We start from the raw sequence: 22718 nt of genomic DNA, 5'->3' as shown, positions 1-22718 counted from the left end.
GTGTGACGACGCGTCCAGGCATTGGCGTGAAGGCGGCCACCGGCAGGCGACGCGCCGGCCGAGTCAGCACTCGATGACGTTCACCGCCAAGCCGCCGCGGCTGGTTTCCTTGTATTTGTCGCGCATGTCGCGGCCGGTATCGCGCATGGTGCGGATCACCTTGTCCAGCGAGACCTTGTGCTTGCCGTCGCCGCGCATGGCCATGCGCGAGGCGTTGATCGCCTTGACCGCGCCCATCGCGTTGCGCTCGATGCAGGGGATCTGCACCAGCCCGCCGATCGGGTCGCAGGTCAGGCCCAGGTTGTGCTCCATGCCGATCTCGGCGGCGTTCTCGATCTGGCTGGTGTTGCCGCCCAGCGCCGCGGTCAGGCCGGCGGCGGCCATCGAACAGGCCACCCCGACCTCGCCCTGGCAGCCGACCTCGGCCCCGGAAATGCTGGCGTTTTCCTTGTACAGGATGCCCACCGCCGCGGCGGTCAGCAGAAAATCGAAGATGCGCTGCTCGCTGCTGCCAGGGCAGAATCGGTCGTAGTAGTGAAGTACCGCCGGGATGATGCCGGCCGCGCCGTTGGTGGGGGCGGTGACCACGCGGCCGCCGGCGGCGTTCTCCTCGTTGACCGCCAGGGCGTACAGGTTGACCCAGTCCAGGGTGGTCAGCGGATCGCGCATGGCGGCCTCGGGCTTGGCCGACAGTTCGCGGTGCAGGGCCGGGGCGCGGCGCGAGACATGCAGGCCACCGGGCAGGGAGCCCTCCTGGCGGATGCCACGCGCCAGGCAGGCCTGCATCGCCTCCCAGATCTCGCGCAGGCCGGCGTGGATCTCTTCGGCGCTGCGCCAGGACTTCTCGTTCTCGAACATCAGCTGGGCGATGGACAGGCCGCTCTCGCGGCTGCGCGCGATCAGCTCGTCGCCGCTGGCGAACGGGTAGGGCAGCGGCGTGTCGTCGGCGACGATGCGGTCCTCGGCCGCCTCGTCCTGGTTGACCACGAACCCGCCCCCAACCGAGTAGTAATCGCGCGTAGCCACTACCTCTTCAGCTGCGTTGTAGGCGGTGAAGCGCATGCCGTTGGTGTGGAACGGCAGCTTCTGGCGCTTGTTCATCACCAGGTCGCGCTTGTCGACGAAGGCGATGCTGTGGGTGCCCCCCAGCATCAGCCGCCCCTGCTCGCTGATGCGCTCGAGGATGGCGGGAATCTGGTCGGGGTCGACCAGGTTGGGCTGGTGGCCTTCCAGGCCTAGCAGCAGCGCCTTGTCGGTGCCATGGCCGCGCCCGGTCAGGGCCAGCGAGCCGAACACCTCGGCCCGCACGCGGACCACTTCATCCAGGCGGCCGGGCTGGGCCAGCCAGCGCGACACGAAGCGCGCCCCGGCGCGCATGGGGCCCACGGTGTGGGAAGAACTCGGTCCGATGCCGATCTTGAACAGGTCGAAGGTACTGACAGCCACGGTGAGATCCGAAAAGAAAAGAAGGAAAAGTTCAGCGCCCAGCGCGCGCCTGCGGCGGCGCGTCCTGGCGCTGCAGGTGTTGTTCCAGCGCGGCGCGCACGCTGGCCTGGGTGCGCGCCATGTGCTCGTCGTGCAGGCGGCAGGCCTTGATCACGTTGCGGGCCAGGGCGGCGTCGGCGATGGCGATGTGCTCGTCCAGGGAAAAGCGCTTGTCGCGCGAGCGCGGCAGGGCCGCATACCGGTAGCGCTCGGCCTGGTGGTAGAACATGTCCTGCAGGCGCAGCAGCCAGGGCGAGCGGCACGCGCCCAGCAACGCGCGGTGGAAGGCGAAGTTGCGGGCTTCCAGCGCATCGAGCACGTCACCCGGCGGCTGGGTGCTGCTGCCGGACAGGTCGCGTTCGATCTCGGCCAGCGCGGCCAGCGCGCTGGAGACCTGGGCTTCCCAGGCCGCGTCGCCATGGACGATGGAGTCGTTCATGGCTTCGTTGACCACCAGCACGCGCACCTTGGCGATATCGTCCAGCTCCTGCAGCGACAGCGCCGCCACCCAGAATCCACGCTGGTCGGCGCTGACCACCAACTGCTCTCCGCACAGCCGCGACAGCGCCTCGCGCAGCGGCGCCAGGCCGATCCGGTAGCGCTGCTGCAGCTCGACCAGCTTCAGCTTGGAGGCGGCCTTGAGCTGTCCGCGCACGATGTCGTGGCGCAGCTGCTGGTGGATGCGGCTGGCGTGGGTGCCGAGCACGGCGATGTCCATAAAATCGAAATTTCTTCGCGTCTTGCCGGGGTGAGTCCCATTGTAGGCGCGAATTTCGAGATTAATTTCGATTTTTAAGGGGTGAGCTGCGGGGCTTCAGGGCGGGCTGCGATGCGGTGGGCCTCGACGCCGCCGGGGGCGTCGGGTTACCACAGGCACCTGTTTGGACCGTGACCGCCATGCCTGCCTATCTGCTCTACCAGCGTGATGACTGCCATCTGTGCGACCTGGCCTTGGACGTGTTGGCTGTCGCGCGACTGCCGGATTTCGAGACCTGCTACATCGATGCCGACGCCGCGCTGGAGGCGCGCTATGGCCTGCGCGTGCCGGTCCTGCGCGACGCCGAGGATGGGCGCGAGCTGGACTGGCCATTCGATGTCGCCCTGGTGCAGACCTTTCTGCGGAAGTGAGCTGAGTCAGGGTGCCTTTGGGGGCTGCTGTGCGCGGACGGGCGTGTATTGCGCCGACAGCAGGTGCCAGCCCTGTGGCGTGCGCTGTGCCGTGGCGCCCAGGGCGAGCGTCATCGCATGCCCGGGGACGGTATAGCGCAACTGCGCAGTGAGGATGGCCGTGTCTCCATGGTCGTGGACGACCAGGTCGGTCAACTCGACGGGTGGAGCCGCCACCTTCTTGTCCGGCGCGTAGAACGACAGCACCGCGTCGTGGTCATCGACCTGGCCGAGCGGACTGGTCTCGACGAAGTGCGGGTCCAGCACGGCGCGCAAGGCCTCCAGGTCGAAGCTCGATTCAGCCTGCACGTACTGGCGCAGGGCGTCCTGCGCGGTGGCGGGTGTGGCCGCGCCGCTGGTGCCTGTCATTGACAGCAGCAGAGCCGCACCGAGAGGAAGGAGCGCGTGGCGGAGATGCATGTGGGTGTCCCTGCGTGGTTGGCCTGGCGAGCATCGCGCGCCGGCCATGGGCCTCGCGCGGACCGGAAGTCACCCTGCCTTCCGGCAATGCGGCGCGGGAGCAAACGCAGCGCGCCGGGCTTGGCCCGGCGCGCAATCACATTCGTGGCGGGTCGGATCAGTTGGCCGGCTTGAGCAGGACCTTGGTGCTGATCGCCACCGCGTCCGGCAGGGTGTCGGTGTCCTTCCAGTCCCCATCGCCCACACCGAAGGCCAGACGCTTGACCGTGGCCTTGCCGGTGAGCACGGGGGTCGCACCGCCGGTCCACAGGAAGGTGAAGGTCACCGGCTTGGAGACCCCACGCAGGGTCAGGGTGCCGTCGGTGCTGTAGCGGTTGCCGCCCAGCGGTTTGAAGCCCTTGGCGCTGTAGGTGGCCTGCGCGTACTTGGCCACGTTGAAGAAGTCCGTGCCGACCAGGGTGGTGTCGCGGTCGTTGTTGCCGGTGGCCGTGCCGGCCAGGCGGATGGTGACCTCCAGCGTGCCCAGGTCCGGCCGCATCGGGTCGAAGCTGACCTTGGTGTCGAACCCACCGAACTTGCCGGTAAAGGTCTCCCCGTCGTAACTGGTGGCGAACACCAGCGTGGAGCCGGGGGCCTGGGTGAAGTCGGCCGCCTTTGCGGGTGCGGTGGCAAAGGCCGCGACCAGCGCGGCGGCGGTCAGGGCAGGGGGAAGCAGGGTGCGGGACATCGGGTCAGTCCTTGGTCGGAGTGGGAGTGTCGGCCGTGCGCAGCCAACCGCGCGGCAGCATGCGCGCCAGCGTGGCATCGCCCTGGAACAGGTGGTGGTAGAAGGCCGCGCCGGCATGCAGCACGACCAGGGTCAGCAGGACGTAGAACCCCCATTCGTGCACCTGGTGGGACAGGTGGCGCAACTGGTCGTCGGGCGCGACCAGCTTGGGCATATTGAACAGGCCGAAGAACTTGAACGGCCGCAGCCCACTGGCCGAGTCGAACATCCACCCCGACAGCGGCATGGCGAACATCAGCACGTACAGCAGCACGTGGGTGAGAGAGGCGATGGTGTGCTGCCAGCCCGGTGTGCCGGGGACCGGCCGCGGCGCGCCGGCATACAGGCGCCAGGCCAGGCGCAGCACGACCAGCACCAGCACGGTGATACCCACCGACTTGTGCGCGGTGAACACCCAGAAGTACTTCGGCGTCTTGGGCAGATCGTCCATGGTCAGGCCGACGATGGCCAGGGCGGTGATCAGCAGCACGATCAGCCAGTGCAGGGTCTGGCTGACCGCACCCCAGCGCTGGGCGTTGGGTCGGGTCATGGTGTGGCGGGATCCTGGGAGGAGGGAGCGGTGGTGGCGGGCGCGGACGCGTCGGAGGCCGGTGCGGCATCGTCGAAGTCTTCGCGGGTGCGCGTGGCTTCCGCCTGGATGGTCAACTGCACCGTATCGCCGATGACCGACTTCCAGGCGGTGATGCCGAATGCGGCGCGGCTGATGGTGGCCGTGGCGGAAAAGCCGGCGGTGCGCCGGAACGGCGGCAGCGGATGACGCTTGAGCTGGTTGAAGGTCACCATCAATGTGACCGGCCGGGTGACGCCATGCAGGGTCAGCTCGCCGAGCACCTCGGCGTGGGTCGCATCGTGGGCGACGACCCGGGTGGAGACAAAGCGCGCCTGCGGATGGTCGGCCGCATCCAGCAGATTGCCGGCCAGGACCGCCTTGTTCCAGGCCGCGTCGCCCAGGTCCACGCGGTCCAGCGGGACGCTGACCTCCACGCGCGCCGAGGCCCAGTCGTCCGGATCGAACTCCACCAGTCCGGTGCTGCCCGAGACCGTCCCCATCGCCTGCGAGAAACCGGCGTGGGAAATGGCGAACAGCACCCGGGTGTGAACCGGGTCGAGTGCGTAGGTCTGGGTGGCCGCCGTGGCGGCACTGCTGGCCAGCGCACAGGCCAGCAAGAGGGTGAGACGTGCGCAAAACCCGGGGCGGTGCGGAATGTCCATGGGGGGATTCTAGACACCTGGCGCGGCCGGAGTGCCGCGCCTGTGCGCAACAGGCCATTGCGTGGCGTGTCATGGCGCCGCGCGAGCCCCCATGGTTGCCACGCGGTCGTGCTTGCTTGCACGATGGGCCCCGCGCATGCGCCGGGCCGGCTTTGGCCGGGCGCGATGGACGCGTGTGCAGGCCATGGGGAAAGGACCGGATGCGGGCAATCATCATCGTGCTGTGGGCCATGCTGGCCTGGGCCGGCGTGGCCCACGCCGTGGTCCCGCTGACCCCGCAACCACGGCAGCTCGGTGTCGCCGACGGCCTGCCCAGCGGGCGCGTCAATGCCTTTGCCGAGGATCGCCTGGGCTATCTGTGGATGGCGACCTACGATGGCCTGGCCCGCTATGACGGCCGTGGCTTCCGCGTCTGGCGGCTCGAGGATGGCCTGCGCGACAACCTGGTCTGGGCGGTGCACGTCGATGACGGGAACCGCCTGTGGATCGGCACCGAGAATGCGGGCATCGCCGAACTGGACCCGGCCCGCAAGGCCTTTACTTTCCACGATCGCGACAACACGCCGGCTCTGGGCAGCAACACCATCTGGTGCATCGCCGCCACGCCCGACGGCAGCCTGTGGTTCGGGACCTCCGGTGGTGGCTTGACCCGGCGCACGCCAGACGGGCGGTTCGAGCGCTACATGCCGGTCAAGGGCGAGGCGCGCAGCCTGCCCGATCCCAACGTCGTGCACATGGCCGTCGCCGCCGATGGCAGCCTGTGGATCGGCACGCAAGGCGGAGCGGCCCGCTGGACCGGACACGACTTCGAACGGGTTCCGGCCGCTGCCTTGCCCTCGCAGATCATCAACCGCATCGGCGTCGAGCCCGATGGACGGATCTGGATCGCCACCGATCGCGGGGCGGTATTGCGCACGCCCGACGGGCGCTACGTGCAGCAGCCCTGGGCATCGACCTCCTCGGTGCCGGTCCTGCAGACCCTGCTGCACGACCGCGCAGGCACCTACTGGCTGGACACCGCCTCGGGCCTGGGCGTGCTCAAGGATGGGCGGATCGAGAACGTGCCGCTCTACAGCGTCTCGGCGCATGGCATCGTCAAGCCCAACTGGGTCACCGGCTTCCAGGACCGCGATGGCGGTCTGTGGTTCGCCAGCCTCAACGCCAACCTGTGGCACCTGCCGGCCAGCTGGCGCCAGTTCGCCGTGCTCACCAACGAGGCCGACGATCCGGACACGATGTACAACCCTTACGTCCTGGCCAGCGCGCCGGCGGCCGACGGCGGGCTATGGCTGGCCGGCACCCGCGGCGCCCTGGACTGGCTGGATCCCCGCACCGGCCGGATCGTGCACCACCTGCGGGTGATCGACCCGGTGCAGTGGCCGCAGACCGTGACCGTGGATGCGCGTGGACGGGTGTGGATCACCATGCCCGGACAACTGCAGCGTTACGACCCCCAGACGCATGGCGTGCAGCGCTGGAGCGCCGGGCAGGACCTCGATCCTGCCATGCCCGGGCGCGTGGAACTGGCCGCCGCCTGTGGCCGGACCGTGTGGTTGTACGACCGGGTGGGCGGTCTTCAGCAACGCGACCTGGAAGGGCATGTCCTGCACCAGCTCAAACCGACCACGGCGGCGTTCCCGCTTGGCGGGTTCGTCCAGTCCATGGTCTGCGGCCCGCAGGCGCACGTGTGGCTGGGGACCGACAAGGGGGTGATGCGGGTCGATGCCGACGGCGCGCAGGTGCATGCGGTCCCCGGCCTGGGCGGGGAGCCGGTGTTCTCGCTGGCCTTTCACGGCCAGCGGACCCTGTGGATCGGGCAGATGGGCCAGCTGCTGCGCGCCGGCTGGGATGGCCATCGCCTGGCCCGTGAACAGGTCATCGGCACCGATCAGCAGTTTCCCGCCATCGCCCCGACCGGCATGGTCGTCGATGCAGAGGGGATCGTCTGGACCAGTTCGGCCCGGGGCCTGGCGCGGACCGACCCGATCCACGGACAGGTGCGCCAGTACGGCGTGCGCGACGGGCTGCCCAGTCCGGAACTGCGCGAGCGCACCCTGGTGCAGGCCACCAGTGGCCAGATCTCGGCGGCCACGCCCGACGGACTGGTGCTGTTCGATCCGGCCCAGCTCAAGCCTTCCACGCGCAAGCCCGCCCTGCAGCTGGAGTTCGTCGGGGTGCGGCGCGGTGAAGAGGGCCTGGACCTGACCCATCAGCAGATGCTGGTGCTGCGCAGCGAGGATCGTGATCTGCACGTGGTGGCGCGCCTGCTGTCCTTCTCCAGTTCCAACGACATGGACTATCGGTTTCGCCTCAGCGACTACGATCCGGGCTGGGTGGACGTGGGCACGCAGGGCGAGCGTCTGTTCTCGCGTCTGCCGGCAGGGAGTTACACGCTGGACGTGCAGGGGCGCAGCAGCGACGGGGTGTGGTCTGACGTGCGCACGCTGCGCTTCCGGGTGCTGCCGCCATGGTGGCGCAGCCCGTGGGGACTGGCCGGATTGACCCTGCTGTCGGTGCTGCTGCTGGCCTGGGCCGCGTGGCTGTACCGCCTGCGCCTGCGCCGGCGCCACGCCTGGCAACTGGACCAGCACAAGCGCGCGGTCGCCGAACAGGCCTCGCAGGCCAAGACCCGGTTCCTGGCCACGCTGGGGCACGAGGTGCGCACGCCGATGACCGGCGTGCTGGGGATGAGCGAACTGCTGCTGTCCACGCCGCTGGATGCGCGCCAGCACCGCTACACCCGCTCGATCCAGGACGCCGGCACCCACCTGCTGCGCCTGGTCAACGACGCCCTGGACCTGGCCCGGATCGAGGCCGGCCGACTGGAGCTGGACCAGCAGGATTTCGACCTGCGCGAACTGCTGGACGGGGTCGTGGCCCTGGTGGCGCCCATGGCCGAGAAACGCGGCCTGGCCTTTTCCAGCGTCGTGGCGTCCAACCTGCCCGACGCGGTGCGCGGCGATCCGGGCCGGGTCCGCCAGATCCTGCTCAACCTGCTGGGCAATGCGGTGAAGTTCACCGAACACGGATCGGTCCGCTTGCAGGCCATGCCGCTGGGCGCCGGGGCCCAGGGCGTGCGACTGGTGGTCAGCGATACCGGGCCGGGCATCGGCGCCGACCAGGTGCAGCGGCTGTTCCAGCGGTTCGAGCAGGCCGATGGGGCGCGGACCTCGGCGCGTTACGGCGGCAGCGGGCTGGGCCTGGCGATCAGCCAGGAGCTGGCCGGCGCGATGGGCGGCCGGATCAGCGTGGAGAGCCTGCCGGGGCAGGGCACGCGATTCTTGGTCGAATTGCCATTGCCGACCGCCAGCCGCGGTGTGCCCGAGACCGCGCAGGACCGGCCCATCGTCGATGGCCAGGCCCTGTCGGTCCTGCTGGTGGAGGACGATGCCACCATCGCCGAGGTGATCACCGGCCTGCTGCAGGCGCGCGGCCACACGGTCAAGGCGGTGAGCCATGGCCTGGCGGCACTGACCGAGGTGGTGGTGGGGCAGTTCGATATCGGCCTGCTGGACCTGGACCTGCCCGGCATGGATGGGCTGGGACTGGCGCGACAGTTGCGCACGCAGGGGTTTGCCGCGCCCCTGCTGGCGGTGACCGCGCGTGCCGACGGCGAGGCCGAGGTGCAGACGCGCGAGGCCGGCTTCGACGGGTTCCTGCGCAAGCCGGTCACCGGCGAGATGCTGGCCGAGGCGATGGCGGCCGCCCAGCGCGTGGCGGCCCTGCGGCGCAACCAGGCGGACGGCTAGGTAGCGGCCTCGGTTGCGCCGGCTCAGCCCGGTTGCGAGGATGCCGGTCAGGCACCCCAGAACGGACGAGCTCGAACACATGGATGGATTGCGTGCGCTGCTGCGCGCCGCATTGCTGGTGTGGATGCTGGGCTGCTGCGCGTCGGTGCAGGCGCAGGTTGTCCAGCGCCCGGTGTTCCGCCTGACCGGCGTGGCCCAGGGCCTGCCTTCGGCCACGGTCTCGGCGCTGGCGCTGGATCGGCAGGGCTACCTGTGGCTGGCGACCTATGACGGCCTGGCGCGCTACGACGGGACCGAGTTCGACGTGTGGCAACACGATCCACGCGATCCGGCGTCGATCTCCAGCAACCTCACCCAGGCGTTGTACATCGATGACCAGGACCGGATCTGGGTCGCTGGCGCCGGGGTCAGCGTGCTCGATGCCGAGCGCAAGAGGTTCGTGCGCTACGACACCGACCACCAGCGGCAGATGCACAGCGACGATGTGTACGCCATCGGCGGGCAGGGCGCGGATGTCTGGTTCGGCACCAATGGCGGTGGCCTGTACCGGGTCACCCCAGATGGCGCGCTGACCCGCTTCGACAAAGAGAACACCGGCGGGGCCCTGCCCTCGGACGAGGTCATCTCGCTGGCCAGCGACGCGCGCGGGCGGCTGTGGGTGGGCACCATCGACGGCATGGCCTACATCCAGGACGGCAAGGTGATGAAGCCGGCCGCCGACGAGCAGCCGGCGCATCCCGCGCCGCTGCTGATGCGCGTGGGCGACACGCTGTGGGCATCCGGCGCCTGGGGCCCGGCCATGCTGGGGCCCACCGGGCCGTGGCGGGTGCCGCGCTGGGCCTCCATGTTCGAGGAGGAGAACCAGATCGTGTCTGTGGGCGATGCCGGCCGGGGCGAATACTGGCTGGGCACGTCCCAGGGCCTGTGGCTGACCCACGGCCAGCGCGCGCCGCAGCCGGTGCGTGATCGCGATGCGCTGTTCGCCAATCGCTACGTTCCGGCCTTCCAGCAGGTCCCTGGCGCCGGGACGTGGGTGTCGGTGATGGGCAAGGGCCTGGCCTATGTGCCGGCCAGCTGGCGCCGACTGGCGGTGATTCCCCCGGTGAAGGGCACGGCGATCAGTCCTTACTGTTCGGTGGCGCCCGGTGCCGATGGCATGCTCTGGCGGATCGATGGCGACGGCGCGCTGGAGCAGTTCGATACGCGCAGCGGCGATGTCGGCCTGAGTGCCATGCGCGACCGCCAGCTCAAGGGCATGGCGCCCTCCACTGGCCTGGAGGACCGTCGCGGCCAGGTCTGGCTGGGGCACCGGCCCAGCCATCTGGCGCGCTTCGACCCGGTGACCGGCGAGCGCAAACGCTGGCGGATCGAGCGCTATCCCGGCTACGGCATGGCGCCCGAGGCGCTGATGGAAGACCCGCGCGGGGATGTCTGGGTCGGCGTGGCCGGGATGGTCCAGCGCCGTGACGGGCGCAGCGGCGAGGTCCTGGACGAGATCCGCAACCACCCGTCCACGGGTGAGGATCTGGCCTTTGCCCAGCTCAGCCCGGGGGCGGACGGCGAGCCGTGGGTGGCCAGTGCCACCGGCATCCTGCGCTGGGATCCCGAACGCCGTGCGCCTGTGCCGCTGCAAGGCATCACCGGCGAGGAAGACGTCTCCGGCTTCGTCCCCGAATCTGCCGACGTGGTGTGGCTGTTTCGCGAAGGCCAACTGGAGCGCTGGGTGCATCGCGGAAAGCGGTGGACCCTGGATCGCACCATTCGCGAGGGACTGCCGAGCGTTCCGGCCAACGGCATGCAACGCGATGATCAAGGGCGGCTGTGGGTGGCCACCCAGCGCGGGCTGCTGCGCGTCGATCCGGCCAGCGGCCACATCCGCATCTTTGGCGTGCGCGACGGCCTGCCCAGCCAGGAATTCCTGGACTTCTGCCTGTATCGGCTGGATACCGGCGTGCTGGCCAGCACCACCAGCGACGGCGCGCTGGTCCTGATCGACCCCAAGCTGCCTGATCGCCCGCCCATGACCCCGCCGCTGCTGGTCCAGCCGCCGACGGTGGTGCGTGGCGGCGCGGTGGTGGTCTTGCCCGACGCTTCGCCCCGGCTGCTGCCCGGCGACCGTGAACTGCGGGTCAGCGCACGCCTGCTGGCCTTCGACGACCCGGGCGGCAACCGCTATCGCAGCCGCCTGGTCGGGCTGGACCCGGACTGGGTGTCCCAGGGCGCCAGTGGCGATCGGGTGCTGTCGGCGCTGGCGCCGGGCGCCTACACGCTGGAATTGCAGGGCTTCGACACCGGCGCTAATGCTTCGCGCGTGCATCGGCTGCACTTCACGGTGGACCCGCCGTGGTGGCGCAGCGCGACGGGCATCGCCCTGCTGACCGCTGCGGTGGCCTTGGGGCTGGCCCTGTGCGCCTGGCTGTATCGCGAGCGCGTGCGCCGACGCACGGCATGGAACCTGGCCCAGCACAAGCGCCAGCTCGCCGAACAGGCCTCGCAGGCCAAGAGCCATTTCCTGGCGACCCTGGGGCACGAGGTCCGCACGCCCATGACCGGCGTGCTGGGCATGAGCGAGCTGCTCCTGGGCACGGCCCTGGATCCCCGCCAGCGCGGCTATACCACCGCCATCCAGAAGGCCGGGACGCATCTGCTACGCCTAGTCAACGACGCGCTCGACCTGGCCCGCATCGAGGCGGGGAAGCTGGAACTGGACCAGCAGGATTTCGACCTGGGTGAGCTGCTCGACGGCGTCGCCGCGCTGAGTGCCCCCCTGGCGACCCAGCGCGGTCTGGACTTCGCGTGCACGGTCGATCCTGCGGTGCCGACCTGGCTGCGCGGCGACCCGGGGCGGGTGCGCCAGATCTTGCTCAACCTGCTCGGCAACGCGATCAAGTTCACCGAGCACGGCCGGGTCGACCTGCACGCGTCTGCACTGGTCGGCGGCGGGGTGCTCCTGTCGATCCAGGACACCGGCCCGGGCATGAGCGCCGAGCAGCAGGCGCGCCTGTTCCAACGCTTCGAGCAGGCCGAAGGCGCGCGCACCGCCGCCCGCTACGGTGGGAGCGGCCTGGGGCTGGCGATCTGTCAGGAACTGGCCGTGGCCATGGGCGGACGCATCCAGGTGCAGAGCACGCCAGGGCAGGGCACGCGCTTCCTGGTCGAGCTGCCGCTGCCCGCCGCCGCCGCACCGCGCGCACTGCTACGCCCGCTCGCACCAGAAGCCGCCGGCGCGCTGTCGGTGTTGCTGGTGGAAGACGATGCCACCATTGCCGAGGTCATCACCGGCCTGCTCCAGGCCCGCGGGCACCAGGTGCGCGCGGTCCCGCATGGCTTGGCCGCCCTGACCGAGGCTGCGCTGGCCCGGTTCGACATCGCCCTGCTCGACCTGGACCTGCCCGGCATGGATGGCCTGGCCTTGGCTCGGCAGTTCCGCCTACAGGGCATGCCCCTGCCGCTGCTGGCGGTGACCGCCCGTGCCGACGGCCAGGCCGAGGCCCTGGCCCGCCAGGCCGGTTTCGATGGCTTCCTGCGCAAGCCGGTCACCGGCGAACTGCTGGGCGAGGCGATGGCGGCGGCATTGGAGGCGGCCGCGCAGCGGGCAGCTGCGTCAGGCTGAATGGCAGGCGCCTCAGCGCGCGCTGTGTCGTTGCACGGCTTCGACCAGGGCGGCGACGTGGTCGGGGTTCATGTCCGGGGACATGCCGTGGCCCAGGTTGAACACGTGGCCGTCGCGGTTGCCGCCGTTGGCAGCGGCGTAGCTGTCCAGCACCACGGCGACCTCACGAGCGATGGCCTCGGGCGATCCGTAGACCACGGCCGGGTCCAGGTTGCCTTGCAGGGCGACGCTGCCGCCCGTGCGGCGCCGGGCCTCGCCCAGTTCCACCAGCCAGTCCACGCCGACCGCGTCGGTGCCGGAGGCGGCCAGGGCTTCCAGATGCGCGGCATTGCCCTTGCCGAACAGGATCAGGGGCGCGCGGTCCTCGCCGTCGCCACGCTCCAGTTCGGCGGCGATGCGCTGCAGATAGGGCAGGGAGAATTCGCGGTACATCGCCGGGCTCAGCACGCCGCCCCAGGTATCGAACACCTGCAGCGCCTGCGCGCCGGCCGCGCGCTGCGCGCCCAGGTAGGCGATCACCGCATCGGTGTTGACCTTGAGCAGCGCGTGCAGGGTGTCCGGGTCGTTGAGCGCCATGGCCTTGATCCGGGCGTAGTCCTTGCTGCCGCCGCCTTCGACCATGTAGCAGGCCAGGGTCCACGGGCTGCCGGAGAAACCGATCAGCGGCACGCTGCCGTCCAGTTCGCGGCGGATCAGGCGCACCGCGTCCATCACGTAGCGCAGCTCGGTCTCCATGTCCGGCACGCCCAGCCTGGCGGCCTCGGCCGCGCTGCGCACGGTGTGGCGGAACTTGGGGCCTTCGCCTTCGACGAAGTACAGCTCCAGGCCCATCGCATCGGGGATGGTCAGGATGTCGGAGAACAGGATCGCGGCATCCAGCGGAAAGCGGCGCAGCGGCTGCAGGGTGATCTCGCAGGCGATCTCGGGATTCTTGGCCATGCCCAGGAAGCTGCCGGCCTTGGCGCGTGTGGCGCGGTATTCGGGCAGGTAGCGGCCGGCCTGGCGCATCAGCCACACGGGCGTCCGGTCGGTGGGCTGGCGGCGCAGGGCGCGCAGCAGGCGGTCGTTCTTGAGCGGGGGCAGGGACAAGGCAGGTCTTCCGTAAAGAGGGATCAGGCGGGTGAGTGCGAGGGGACGCGACCGGGCAGGACCAGGCCGTACAGCAACAGGTCCTCGAAGACCCCGTGCTTGCATTCGTGCGCGACCAGGCGGCCTTCGGCGCGCAGGCCGGCTTTTTCCATGACCCGCGCCGAGGCGGGATTGCGCGCCAAACATGCCCCGCCGATGCGGCTCAGGCCGTGCGCGGCATGGCCATGGTCGATCAGGCATCGCACCGCTTCGGTGGCATACCCCTGGCCCCAGTACGGCACGCCGATCCAGTAGCCCAGCATCGCCCGCGCATGGGCCGGGACGATGTCGTGCAGGGCGACGGTGCCGATCACGGCGCCGTCCTGTCGCAGGGTCGCCGCGTAGACGATGCGGGTGCCGGCGGCGAAGGCCGCCGCCAGCCCGGCGATCCAGGTCTGCGCCGCGCCATCGGGATAAGGGTGGGGGATATTGGCCGTGGTGTCGGCCACGCGCGCGTCGCCGGCCAGACGCTGCACCTGAGCCGCATCGGCGAGCACGTACGGGCGCAGCAGCAGGCGCCCGGTTTCGAGAACCGCTTGCATCGCTAGGCCCGCGGGGCGTCGGCGCCACGCACGAACATGACCTGGAAACCGCGCTTGAGGTGGGTGTCGCGGGCCTTCTCGAAGGCGGCGGTGGCCTCGGCCTGGGCCAGGTACTGCTCGCGGCGCAGTTGGCCGCGTCCGCCGATTTGGCCGCTCTCGCGCAGCAGCTCCCAGCCGCCGAACAGGTCGGGCTGCAGGGTCAGCTGCAGGTAGCGGGGCGATTCGCCGGCGGCGGGGTGTTGCTGGAGGAAGACGCGCATGGCGCCGAGTTTATCGCAGGCCGCCGCAAGGCCCGCGTCCGGCGGGCCGGGCGGTTCAGCCCATGCCGGCCAGGACCGGCAGCACCTGGACCTCGTCCACGTCCGGGACGACCTCGGCCTGGCCGATGCCGCGCCACAGCACCAGACGCAGGCGCCCGGCGATGTTCTTCTTGTCCAGGCGCATGCGCCCCAGCAGCGCCTCGGGCGACAGGCCGGCGGGGACGCGCGTGGGCAGTCCGTAGGCTTCGAGCAACGCCACCAGGCGCGCGGTGTCCTCGGCCGGGCTCATGTCCAGGCGGGCCGAGAGGGTCGCCGCCAGCACCATGCCCACCGCGACCGCCTCGCCATGGTTGAGGTTGTCGTTGCCCACCCCGCCATAGCCCTGCTCGGTCTCGATGGCATGGCCGAAGGTGTGGCCCAGGTTGAGCAGGGCGCGCTCGCCCTTTTCCAGCGGATCGCGCGCCACGATCGCCGCCTTGGCCTCGCAGCTGCGGGCGATGGCGGTGGCCAGCGCGCCGGCGTCGCCATCGAGCAGCGGCTGGCGCTCGGCCTCCAGCCACTCGAAGAACAATGGATCGCCGAGCGCGCCGTACTTGATCACCTCGGCCAAGCCGGCGCGAATCTCGCGCGGCGGCAGCGTGGCCAGCGCGGCGGTATCGGCGAACACCGCGCGCGGCGGATGGAAGGCCCCGACCAGGTTCTTGCCCTGCGGAATGTCCACCGCGGTCTTGCCCCCCACCGAGGAGTCGACCATCGACAGCAGCGTGGTCGGCACCTGGACCACATCCACCCCGCGCATCCAGCACGCAGCGGCGAAGCCGGCCAGGTCGCCGACCACGCCACCGCCCAGCGCGAACACGCAGGCATCGCGGGTGGCACCCAGCGTGGCCAACGCTTCGATCGCACCGCCGAAGTGGACCAGGGTCTTGGATTCCTCGCCGGCCGGCAGAACAAACCGGGCGAGCCTGAGGTCCGGGCGCGCAGCCAGCAAGGCGTCTTCCAGCGCCTGCGCGTACAGCGGGGCGACGTGGGAGTCGGACACCACCAGCGCGTGGCGTCCACGTGCGTGCGCGGCCAGGGCGCCACCGTCGCCGACCAGGCCGGGGCCGATGTGGATGTCATAGGGCACCGCGCCGTGGACGTGGACGGTCTGCATCGCGTGTTTCATGAAGCATCCACCCCGCTGCGCTGCCATTCGCGCGCCAGCCGCCCCACCAGTGCGGCGGTGGCCTCGCCCGGCGTCAGTCGGTCGGCATCGAGCACCAGGTCGGCGACCTCGCGGTAGAGCGGGTCGCGAACCTCCAACAGTCGGGTCAGCACCTCGCGACGGTCCACGCCCTGCAGCAGCGGACGGTTGCGGTCGCGGCCCACGCGGGCCAGCTGGGTCTCCACCCCGACGTGCAGATAGACCACAAAGCCGCGCTCGCGCATCAGGGCCCGGTTGGCCGGATCCAGCACCGCGCCGCCGCCGCTGGCCACTACCTGGCCCTCGCCGTCGAGCAGCCGGGCCAGGGCGGTGTGCTCGCGGGCGCGAAAGCCGGCTTCGCCGACGGCCTCGAAGATCGCCGGGATGCTGGCGCCGTTTTCTTCGATCACGGCGTGGTCCACGTCCACGAAATCCAGGCTGAAACGCTCGGCGATCCGGCGTCCGATGGAGGTCTTGCCGGCGCCCATCGGGCCGACCATCACGAGATTGGGTGCGGGATTCATCGGGGTCGATGATAGCGGCGGCACCCCGGCACCGGCCACGACCGTTGCAGGCGAAACCGCGTCAGCCAGCGAGCACGTGCCGCTGTGCATCGACGCGGACCACATGGTCGGCGATGGTCGGCAGGGTCGCCAGCGCGTGGCGGCTGATGCGCTCGTAGTGTTGGACGAAGCGCTCGAGCTGCGAGCGGGTCATGGCGGTGCGCCCGGGCTGGGTGGCCTGCAAGCGTTGTTCGGCCTGCCAGCGCCAGTCCAGGACAGGGTCGAAGCCGGGCGGCTGCAGGAACCACAGGCTGTCGCAGGTCGCCCATAGCGCGGGGTAGTCGCGGGCCAAGGTGGCGTTGCAGTAGCCGCGCCAGACGCCTTGCGCGTCCTCCTCGCGTTCCAGTGTGTTGATCGGCGTGACCAACGGGCCGGTCGCCTGCGCCGGCGTGCCCAGGCACCAGCCTTCGAAGATCACCAGGTGCACCGGCGCATCGAGGCGTGGCCAGTCGCGTTCGGGCAGGCGATCGTCGGCAAGCTTGTCGAAGCGCGGCAGCGCCACCGGGCGGCCTTCGCGCAGGGCCTGCAGCGTGTGCAGGGCCAGCGGCAGGTCATGGGTGCCAGGGGGGCCTCGGGTTTCCAGCAGGGGATGGACCTGGCGCGCGAGTGCCTCTCGGGCGCCGCGGGTCAGGTAGAAGTCGTCCAGCGACAGCACCGCGACCCGCAGGCCTTGGCCGTGCGCGGCCTGGGCCAGCTGTGCGGCCAGGGTCGACTTGCCGGTGCCCTGCAAGGCCGACAAGCCCCACACCGGGAGCGCGCGTGGCAGTGCGAGGGCGCTGCGCAGGGCTTGGCAGACCAGCGATGCGGGGAAGCCGTGCGCGTGGGACGTCATCGGGCGACAATAGCGCACCGCCTGCGGGCCGCTGCCAAGTTCAATCGTGATGAGCGAAGACGTCCAAGTCGATCTGTATGCCGAAGCCCTGGCCACGTTCTCCGAGCTTTACCTGGAGGCCAGCCAGAGCACCGCTGAGCCCGAGTACAACGCCATGAGCGTGGCCACCGCGACCCTGGCCGGGCGTCCTTCGGTGCGCACCGTGCTGCTCAAGGCGCACGATGCGCGTGGCTTCGTGTTCTACAGCCATTTGGACAGCCAGAAGGGCCAGGAACTGCAAGCCAATCCACGCGCGGCGCTGCTGCTGCTGTGGCGGACCTTGCGCGAGGCCGGCATCCAGGTGCGCATCGAGGGCGCGGTGCAGCTGGTGGCCGACGAGGAGGCCGATGCCTACTTCGCCACCCGTGCGCGTGAAAGCCAGTTGGGGGCCTGGGCCTCGGCGCAGTCGCACACGCTGGAGAGCGAGGAGGACTTCGAGGATCGCCTGGCCCAGGTGCAAGTTGAGTTCGAAGGCGGTGAGGTGCCGCGCCCGGATGGCTGGACGGGGTTTCGCGTGGTGCCGGACAGCTTCGAGTTCTGGTACGGCGCCAAGTTCCGCCTGCATGAGCGCTGGCGCTATGAACGCGCCGCCGACGGCAGCTGGTCCAAGCGGATGCTGTTCCCTTGAGCGCCACGCTGCAGCTGCTGCCGGTGTACCGGATCACCGTGTTCGTGCCGCCGGCCGAGGTCGAGGCGGTCAAGGCCGCGATCTGCGCGGCGGACGATCTGTCCATCGGCCACTACCGCGAGGTGATGTGGACCTCGGCACCGGGGACCGAACAATTCCGTCCCGGTCCCCAGGCCACGCCCACCGTGGGCAGCGCGGGAGCGCTGACCGCCGACCCGACCGTGCGCCTGGAATGCAGCATCACCCGTGATGCGGACCGCCTGGAGCGCGTCCTGCAGGCGATCAACGTCGCCCATCCCTGGGAAGTGCCGGCGGTGTTCGTCGACGAATCGCTGTTTCCGTTGCCTTGAGCGAGGTCTTCTCGATCCGCGCCGCCAGCGGCGGCGACCTGCGTGCCTGGGTGCAGTTGCGTCGCGCGCTGTGGCCGGATGAAACCGATGCGGTCGGCAACGTGGCCGAGGCCTTGCAGCGCGCCGATGCCAGCAACTTCATCGCCTTCGCCGACGGCGTAGCGGTGGGGTTCGCCGAAGCAACCCTGCGCCAGGACCACGTCAACGGGACCGATTCCTCGCCGGTCGGGTTCCTGGAAGGCTGGTACGTCAGCGAGGCCTGGCGCGGGCGCGGCATCGGGCGCGCGTTGCTGGCCGCGGTCCGCGACTGGGCCGGCGCGCAGGGCTGCACCGAACTGGCGTCCGACGCGACACTGGACAATCTGGCCGCGCAGCGCGCACATGCGGCCTGCGGGTTCGAGGAAACCGAGCGCGTCGTCTACTTCCGCATGGCGCTCTGAGGCGATGGGCCCGCAGCGCATCGTCTGCCTGACCGAGGAACCCTGCGAAACCCTGTACGCGCTGGGCCAGCAGGACCGCATCGTCGGCATCAGCGGCTTTACCGTGCGCCCACCGCAGGCGCGGCGCGAGAAGCCCAAGGTCGCCGCGTTCACCAGCGCGAAGATCGACCAGATCCTGGCGCTCAAGCCGGATCTGGCCATCGGCTTTTCCGACATCCAGGCCGACATCGCCGCCGCGCTGGTCAAGGCCGGGGTGGAGGTGTGGATCGCCAACCATCGCAGCGTGGCCGGCATCATCGACTACGTGCGCCGGCTCGGTGCGCTGGTGGGCTGCGCGGCACGCGCCGAGGTGTATGCCGATGCGCTCGAACGCGGCCTGGATGTGATCCGCGCGCAGGCCGCACAGCTGCTGCGCCGGCCGACCGTCTACTTCGAGGAGTGGGACACGCCCCTGATCACCGGCATCCAGTGGGTGGCCGAACTGATCGAGATCGCGGGCGGCCGCGACGCCTTCCCCGCGCTGTCGCGCGAACCGCTGGCGAAGGGGCGCATCCTGGCCGATGGCGCGCCGGTGATTGCCGCGGCCCCGGACATCATCCTGGGCTCCTGGTGCGGCAAGCGCTTTCGTCCGGAACAGGTCGCCGCGCGCCCTGGTTGGGATGCCATTCCTGCCGTGCGCGACGGCCAGCTGCACGAGATCAAATCGCCGCTGATCCTGCAGCCCGGTCCGGCCGCGCTGACCGACGGCGTGCAGGCGATCGCCGCGATCATCCAGGCCTGGGCACAGCGGACGGACTGCTGACAGGCGCGCTCAGAAACTGCGCTCGAAACGCACCGCGCCGCCCCCGGCATCGCTGCTGACCTGCAGCGCGAAGCGCAGCGTGTCGTGCGCACTGACATCTACCACGCCGATGTGGTCGACGTAGTCGCCGGTGCGCACGGGACGGAAGGCGATCGGCTGGCGGCGGCCGGACAGATCGGTGGCCATGCCGCTGACCTCGCCTTGCAGGGGCTGCTCCTGGCCTGCCTCCATCCGGCGTAGCACGACCACGACCAGCGCGCGGCCAGCGCCGCGCTCGATCCCGTAGGCCTGCGCGGCCGTCGCATTCATCGACAGACTGGGCAGGGCGTTGTAGCGCACTCGCACCGTGCCGAGATCCTGCACCGCCTCGGGCGGCGCGATCGGCGTGACCCGCTGCGGCGTCTGCTGCTCAGAGCAAGCGGCCAGGGCCAGCGCGCAGGCAAGCCCGGCCAGGCGAGGGCGGTGCGGGGCGGCCATCGCGCCGACTCAATCGTTGGCGGCGGACAGCTCGCCGCCACGGCGTGCCGCAGCGGCGATCGCCTTGGCGGTGAGGGCTTCCAGCCCGCCGGCCTGGAACGTCTCGATCGCGGCCTGTGTGGTGCCGTTGGGCGAGGTGACGCGTCGGCGCAGTTCGGCCGGGGCTTCGTCCGATTCGGTCAGCATGCGCGCCGCCCCGAGGATGGTCTGCAGGGTCAGCGTGCGCGCCGCCGCGGCCGGCAGGCCCTGGGCGATGCCGGCGGCCTCCATCGCTTCGGCCAGCAGGAACACATAGGCCGGGCCGCTGCCGGACACGGCGGTGACCGCGTCCATCTGCGCCTCGTCCTCGATCCACACCGTCGGGCCGGCGCTGGACAGCAGGGTCTCGGTGCGCGCGCGGCCGGCGGCATCGACTTCGGGCGAGGCGAACAGCCCGGTCACGCCCGCGCCCAGCATGGAGGGCGTATTGGGCATGGCGCGCACCACCGCTGCAGCGCCGCCCAGCCAGCGCGCCAGCTGCCCGGCGGTGATGCCGGCGGCGATGGACACGGCCAGGGGGCGCTGCACCTGCGCCGCAGCGGCCAGCGACTCACACACCCCGCGCATCACCTGCGGCTTGACCGCGAACACCCACAGGGCCGCGCCCTGTACGGCCTCGGCGGCGTTCTCGAAGACCTGCACCCCGAACTTGTCGGCCAGGCCCTGGCGCAGCTCGGCCACCGGCTCGGCCACGCGGATGTCCGACGGCGCGGTGCCGCGCGCCACCAGTCCGCCGATCAGGCTGCGGGCCATGTTGCCGCCGCCGATGAAGGCGATGGTGTCGGAAGCGGTCGTCTGGGTCGAAGTCATGGCATGCACCTGTTGCGTCGGGAGAACCCGCCCAATTATCGCCGCATCACGCTGCTTCTTGCGGAAGCCGCCACGGCGGCGAGGTGGTTTTCCCGGGCACACCCAGATCGCCGCCATGGCCGCTCCCACTGTAGCGCCGAGCTTGCTCGACGAGGCTTGACCGAAAATGCCTTCGACCACGTTTGTTCGACGGGGGCTCTATCGCGAAGGCCTCAGCCGAGCAAGCTCGGCGCTGCGTGGGTGCTGTCGAGCCCCGATGGCCGCCGTGGCGGCTTTCACAAAAGCTCAGGCTTTTGCAGACCGCGGACCGAATAAGGCGGTGCCTACGCGCACCATCGTGGCGCCCTCGGCCACCGCCAGCGCGCAGTCCTCGCTCATGCCCATCGACAAGGTGTCCACGCCGGAATGCTGCGCGGCCAGGGAGTCGAACAGCTGCTTCATCCGGGCGAAGGCGGCCCTGCGTAGGGCCGGGTCTTCGTGTGGCGCCGGGATGGCCATCAGGCCGCGCAGCGCCAGGGCGGGCTGGGCGGTGACGGCGGCGGCCAGCGCGTCGATGTCCTGCGGCGCGCAGCCATGCTTGCTGGCCTCGTCGTCGATGTTGACCTGGATCAGGACATTCAGCGGGCCGCGCTCCGGCTGTCGTGCCTGGGCCAGTGCACTCACCAGCTTGGGCCGGTCCACGGTCTGCACCCAGTCGAACAGCTCGGCCGCCAGCGCGGCCTTGTTGGACTGCAGGTGGCCGATCAGGTGCCAGACCAGGTCTGGCCTGTTCAGCTCGGCCTGCTTGGCCTGCGCCTCCTGCACGTAGTTTTCGCCGAACACGCGCTGGCCGGCCTCGGCCAGGGCCGCGACGGCCTGGGCGGGCTGAAACTTGGACACCGCCACCAGCGTGGGCACTGGCCGGGCGGCCTCGGTGGCCGCGTTGTTCAGCCTGTTCAGGGTGTCGGCGAGACGGTCGGAAAGCACGGCGGGCAAGCTCGTTGGCAGGTGCGACAAGGGCGCTATACTGCCTTTCGGGGATGTAGGCTTCCAGTTTCGCAGTACTTTCCACAGGGGAACACGCAACGCATGGATATCGCCGAACTGCTGGCCTTCTCGGTCAAGAACAAGGCTTCGGACCTGCACCTGTCCGCCGGGTTGCCGCCGATGATCCGCGTGGACGGCGATGTCCGCCGCATCAACATCCCCGCGCTGGACCACAAGCAGGTCCACGCGCTGGTCTACGACATCATGTCGGACAAGCAGCGCCGCGACTACGAGGAATTCCTCGAAGTCGACTTCTCCTTCGAGATTCCCTCGCTGGCCCGCTTCCGCGTCAACGCGTTCAACCAGAACCGTGGCGCCGGCGCGGTGTTCCGCACGATTCCGTCCGAAGTGCTGACCCTGGAGGACCTGGGCTGCCCGCCGCTGTTCCGCGAGATGGTCCAGCAGCCGCAGGGGCTGATCCTGGTGACCGGGCCGACCGGCTCGGGCAAGTCGACCACGCTGGCGGCGATGATCGACTTCATCAACAAGAACGAATACGGCCACATCCTCACCGTCGAGGACCCGATCGAATTCGTGCACACCTCGCAGAAGTGCCTGATCAACCAGCGCGAGGTGCACCGCGACACCCACGGCTTCAACGAAGCGCTGCGCTCGGCGCTGCGTGAGGACCCCGACTACATCCTGGTCGGCGAGTTGCGCGACCTGGAAACCATCCGCCTGGCGCTCACCGCCGCGGAAACCGGCCACCTGGTGTTCGGCACTCTGCACACCAGTTCGGCGGCCAAGACCATCGATCGCATCATCGACGTGTTCCCGGCCGGCGAAAAGCCGATGGTGCGCTCAATGTTGTCCGAGTCGCTGCGCTCGGTGATCTCCCAGGCCCTGCTGAAGAAGGTCGGCGGCGGGCGTACCGCCGCGTGGGAAATCATGGTCGGCACCCCGGCCATCCGCAACTTGATCCGCGAGGACAAGGTCGCGCAGATGTATTCGGCCATCCAGACAGGCCAGCAGTTCGGCATGATGACCCTGGACCAGCACCTGCAGGACCTGGTCAAGCGCAGCCAGATCACGCGCCAGCAGGCCAAGGAATACGCCAAGGACAAGCGCCTGTTCGAGTAATCGCCGGTGCGTGGTCGCCACGTGGCGACCGACAGGTTCGATCCCATGCGTTTTGCCGCTGACCCCACCCGGGCCGACGGCCC

The 22718-nt window shown here is 70.1% G+C and carries 23 protein-coding genes; 8 read left to right on the top strand and 15 right to left on the bottom strand.

The window, feature by feature from the left end:
• Positions 1 to 63: 63 nt before the first annotated feature.
• Together ACORQU_RS02495 and ACORQU_RS02490 are read right to left on the bottom strand one after the other, a co-directional pair.
• Positions 64 to 1446 (bottom strand): L-serine ammonia-lyase, encoded by a 1383-nt coding sequence (locus ACORQU_RS02495; protein WP_491643193.1) that lies wholly within the window; start codon positions 1444 to 1446, stop codon positions 64 to 66.
• Positions 1447 to 1477: 31 nt separating this feature from the next.
• The gene (locus ACORQU_RS02490; RefSeq protein ID WP_491643192.1) at positions 1478 to 2203 is read right to left on the bottom strand and encodes a GntR family transcriptional regulator; all 726 of its coding nucleotides are present in this window, start codon (positions 2201 to 2203) and stop codon (positions 1478 to 1480) included.
• A gap of 179 nt (positions 2204 to 2382) precedes the next feature.
• On the opposite strand from ACORQU_RS02490, the gene ACORQU_RS02485 reads away from it, so the two are divergent.
• On the top strand, positions 2383 to 2613 hold the full coding sequence (locus tag ACORQU_RS02485; protein WP_491644933.1) for a glutaredoxin family protein: 231 nt from the start codon (positions 2383 to 2385) through the stop codon (positions 2611 to 2613).
• Between the two features lie 6 nt (positions 2614 to 2619).
• On the opposite strand, the gene ACORQU_RS02480 is transcribed toward ACORQU_RS02485, so the two are convergent.
• The 4 genes from ACORQU_RS02480 to ACORQU_RS02465 all read right to left on the bottom strand — a co-directional run bounded on the left by ACORQU_RS02480 (position 2620) and on the right by ACORQU_RS02465 (position 5071).
• Positions 2620 to 3021, bottom strand: a complete 402-nt coding sequence (locus ACORQU_RS02480) for a nuclear transport factor 2 family protein (protein ID WP_491643190.1) — start codon at positions 3019 to 3021, stop codon at positions 2620 to 2622.
• A gap of 208 nt (positions 3022 to 3229) precedes the next feature.
• Entirely contained in the window at positions 3230 to 3799 is a 570-nt protein-coding gene (locus ACORQU_RS02475) for a YceI family protein (protein WP_491643188.1), read from the bottom strand.
• A 4-nt stretch (positions 3800 to 3803) separates the two neighbouring features.
• Positions 3804 to 4388 (bottom strand): cytochrome b, encoded by a 585-nt coding sequence (locus ACORQU_RS02470; protein WP_491643186.1) that lies wholly within the window; start codon positions 4386 to 4388, stop codon positions 3804 to 3806.
• Positions 4385 to 5071 (bottom strand): YceI family protein, encoded by a 687-nt coding sequence (locus ACORQU_RS02465; protein WP_491643184.1) that lies wholly within the window; start codon positions 5069 to 5071, stop codon positions 4385 to 4387. The genes ACORQU_RS02470 and ACORQU_RS02465 overlap by 4 nt, the downstream gene beginning before the upstream one ends.
• A gap of 200 nt (positions 5072 to 5271) precedes the next feature.
• On the opposite strand from ACORQU_RS02465, the gene ACORQU_RS02460 reads away from it, so the two are divergent.
• Positions 5272 to 8820, top strand: a complete 3549-nt coding sequence (locus tag ACORQU_RS02460; protein ID WP_491643182.1) for a sensor histidine kinase — start codon at positions 5272 to 5274, stop codon at positions 8818 to 8820.
• A 79-nt stretch (positions 8821 to 8899) separates the two neighbouring features.
• Complete coding sequence (locus ACORQU_RS02455; protein ID WP_491643180.1) at positions 8900 to 12433, top strand: sensor histidine kinase; 3534 nt, start codon at positions 8900 to 8902, stop codon at positions 12431 to 12433.
• 12 nt (positions 12434 to 12445) lie between these two features.
• Here the strand turns inward: ACORQU_RS02455 and hemE are convergent, their stop codons facing one another.
• The 6 genes from hemE to ACORQU_RS02425 all read right to left on the bottom strand — a co-directional run bounded on the left by hemE (position 12446) and on the right by ACORQU_RS02425 (position 16944).
• Complete coding sequence (hemE, locus tag ACORQU_RS02450) at positions 12446 to 13516, bottom strand: uroporphyrinogen decarboxylase (protein ID WP_491644931.1); 1071 nt, start codon at positions 13514 to 13516, stop codon at positions 12446 to 12448.
• 29 nt (positions 13517 to 13545) lie between these two features.
• Positions 13546 to 14103 carry a GNAT family N-acetyltransferase gene (locus ACORQU_RS02445; RefSeq protein WP_491643178.1) on the bottom strand — a complete coding sequence of 186 codons (558 nt, stop codon included), beginning with the start codon at positions 14101 to 14103 and terminating at the stop codon, positions 13546 to 13548.
• 2 nt (positions 14104 to 14105) lie between these two features.
• Positions 14106 to 14363 (bottom strand): WGR domain-containing protein, encoded by a 258-nt coding sequence (locus tag ACORQU_RS02440; RefSeq protein ID WP_271646789.1) that lies wholly within the window; start codon positions 14361 to 14363, stop codon positions 14106 to 14108.
• Between the two features lie 55 nt (positions 14364 to 14418).
• Positions 14419 to 15531 carry a 3-dehydroquinate synthase gene (gene aroB / locus ACORQU_RS02435; RefSeq protein ID WP_491643176.1) on the bottom strand — a complete coding sequence of 371 codons (1113 nt, stop codon included), beginning with the start codon at positions 15529 to 15531 and terminating at the stop codon, positions 14419 to 14421.
• On the bottom strand, positions 15528 to 16073 hold the full coding sequence (locus ACORQU_RS02430; protein WP_491643174.1) for a shikimate kinase: 546 nt from the start codon (positions 16071 to 16073) through the stop codon (positions 15528 to 15530). Before ACORQU_RS02430 ends, aroB begins: the two co-directional genes overlap by 4 nt.
• Positions 16074 to 16134: 61 nt before the next feature.
• On the bottom strand, positions 16135 to 16944 hold the full coding sequence (locus tag ACORQU_RS02425; RefSeq protein WP_491643172.1) for a kinase: 810 nt from the start codon (positions 16942 to 16944) through the stop codon (positions 16135 to 16137).
• A 49-nt stretch (positions 16945 to 16993) separates the two neighbouring features.
• Here ACORQU_RS02425 and pdxH point away from each other — a divergent pair, with 49 nt between their 5' ends.
• The 4 genes from pdxH to ACORQU_RS02405 are packed head-to-tail and all read left to right on the top strand — an operon-like array spanning position 16994 to position 19203.
• Positions 16994 to 17611 carry a pyridoxamine 5'-phosphate oxidase gene (gene pdxH, locus ACORQU_RS02420; RefSeq protein WP_491643170.1) on the top strand — a complete coding sequence of 206 codons (618 nt, stop codon included), beginning with the start codon at positions 16994 to 16996 and terminating at the stop codon, positions 17609 to 17611.
• Entirely contained in the window at positions 17608 to 17961 is a 354-nt protein-coding gene (locus ACORQU_RS02415; protein WP_491643168.1) for a YqfO family protein, read from the top strand. The genes pdxH and ACORQU_RS02415 overlap by 4 nt, the downstream gene beginning before the upstream one ends.
• On the top strand, positions 17958 to 18401 hold the full coding sequence (gene aac(6') / locus ACORQU_RS02410; protein WP_491643166.1) for an aminoglycoside 6'-N-acetyltransferase: 444 nt from the start codon (positions 17958 to 17960) through the stop codon (positions 18399 to 18401). The genes ACORQU_RS02415 and aac(6') overlap by 4 nt, the downstream gene beginning before the upstream one ends.
• Before the next feature lie 4 nt (positions 18402 to 18405).
• Positions 18406 to 19203 carry a cobalamin-binding protein gene (locus ACORQU_RS02405; RefSeq protein ID WP_491643164.1) on the top strand — a complete coding sequence of 266 codons (798 nt, stop codon included), beginning with the start codon at positions 18406 to 18408 and terminating at the stop codon, positions 19201 to 19203.
• 9 nt (positions 19204 to 19212) lie between these two features.
• Here ACORQU_RS02405 and ACORQU_RS02400 read toward each other — a convergent pair whose 3' ends face one another.
• From ACORQU_RS02400 to ACORQU_RS02390, 3 genes are all read right to left on the bottom strand, one after another.
• Positions 19213 to 19680 (bottom strand): DUF4426 domain-containing protein, encoded by a 468-nt coding sequence (locus ACORQU_RS02400; RefSeq protein WP_491643162.1) that lies wholly within the window; start codon positions 19678 to 19680, stop codon positions 19213 to 19215.
• 9 nt (positions 19681 to 19689) lie between these two features.
• A complete protein-coding gene (proC, locus tag ACORQU_RS02395) occupies positions 19690 to 20529 on the bottom strand; it encodes a pyrroline-5-carboxylate reductase (RefSeq protein ID WP_491643160.1) in 840 nt (279 codons plus the stop codon).
• 285 nt (positions 20530 to 20814) lie between these two features.
• Positions 20815 to 21495, bottom strand: a complete 681-nt coding sequence (locus tag ACORQU_RS02390; protein ID WP_491643158.1) for a YggS family pyridoxal phosphate-dependent enzyme — start codon at positions 21493 to 21495, stop codon at positions 20815 to 20817.
• 102 nt (positions 21496 to 21597) lie between these two features.
• On the opposite strand from ACORQU_RS02390, the gene ACORQU_RS02385 reads away from it, so the two are divergent.
• Positions 21598 to 22635 (top strand): type IV pilus twitching motility protein PilT, encoded by a 1038-nt coding sequence (locus ACORQU_RS02385; protein ID WP_271646779.1) that lies wholly within the window; start codon positions 21598 to 21600, stop codon positions 22633 to 22635.
• The last annotated feature ends 83 nt before the right edge of the window (positions 22636 to 22718 follow it).

The organism is Pseudoxanthomonas sp. JC1303 (assembly GCF_058448525.1).
This window is presented reverse-complemented; position numbering and strand designations above follow the sequence as displayed.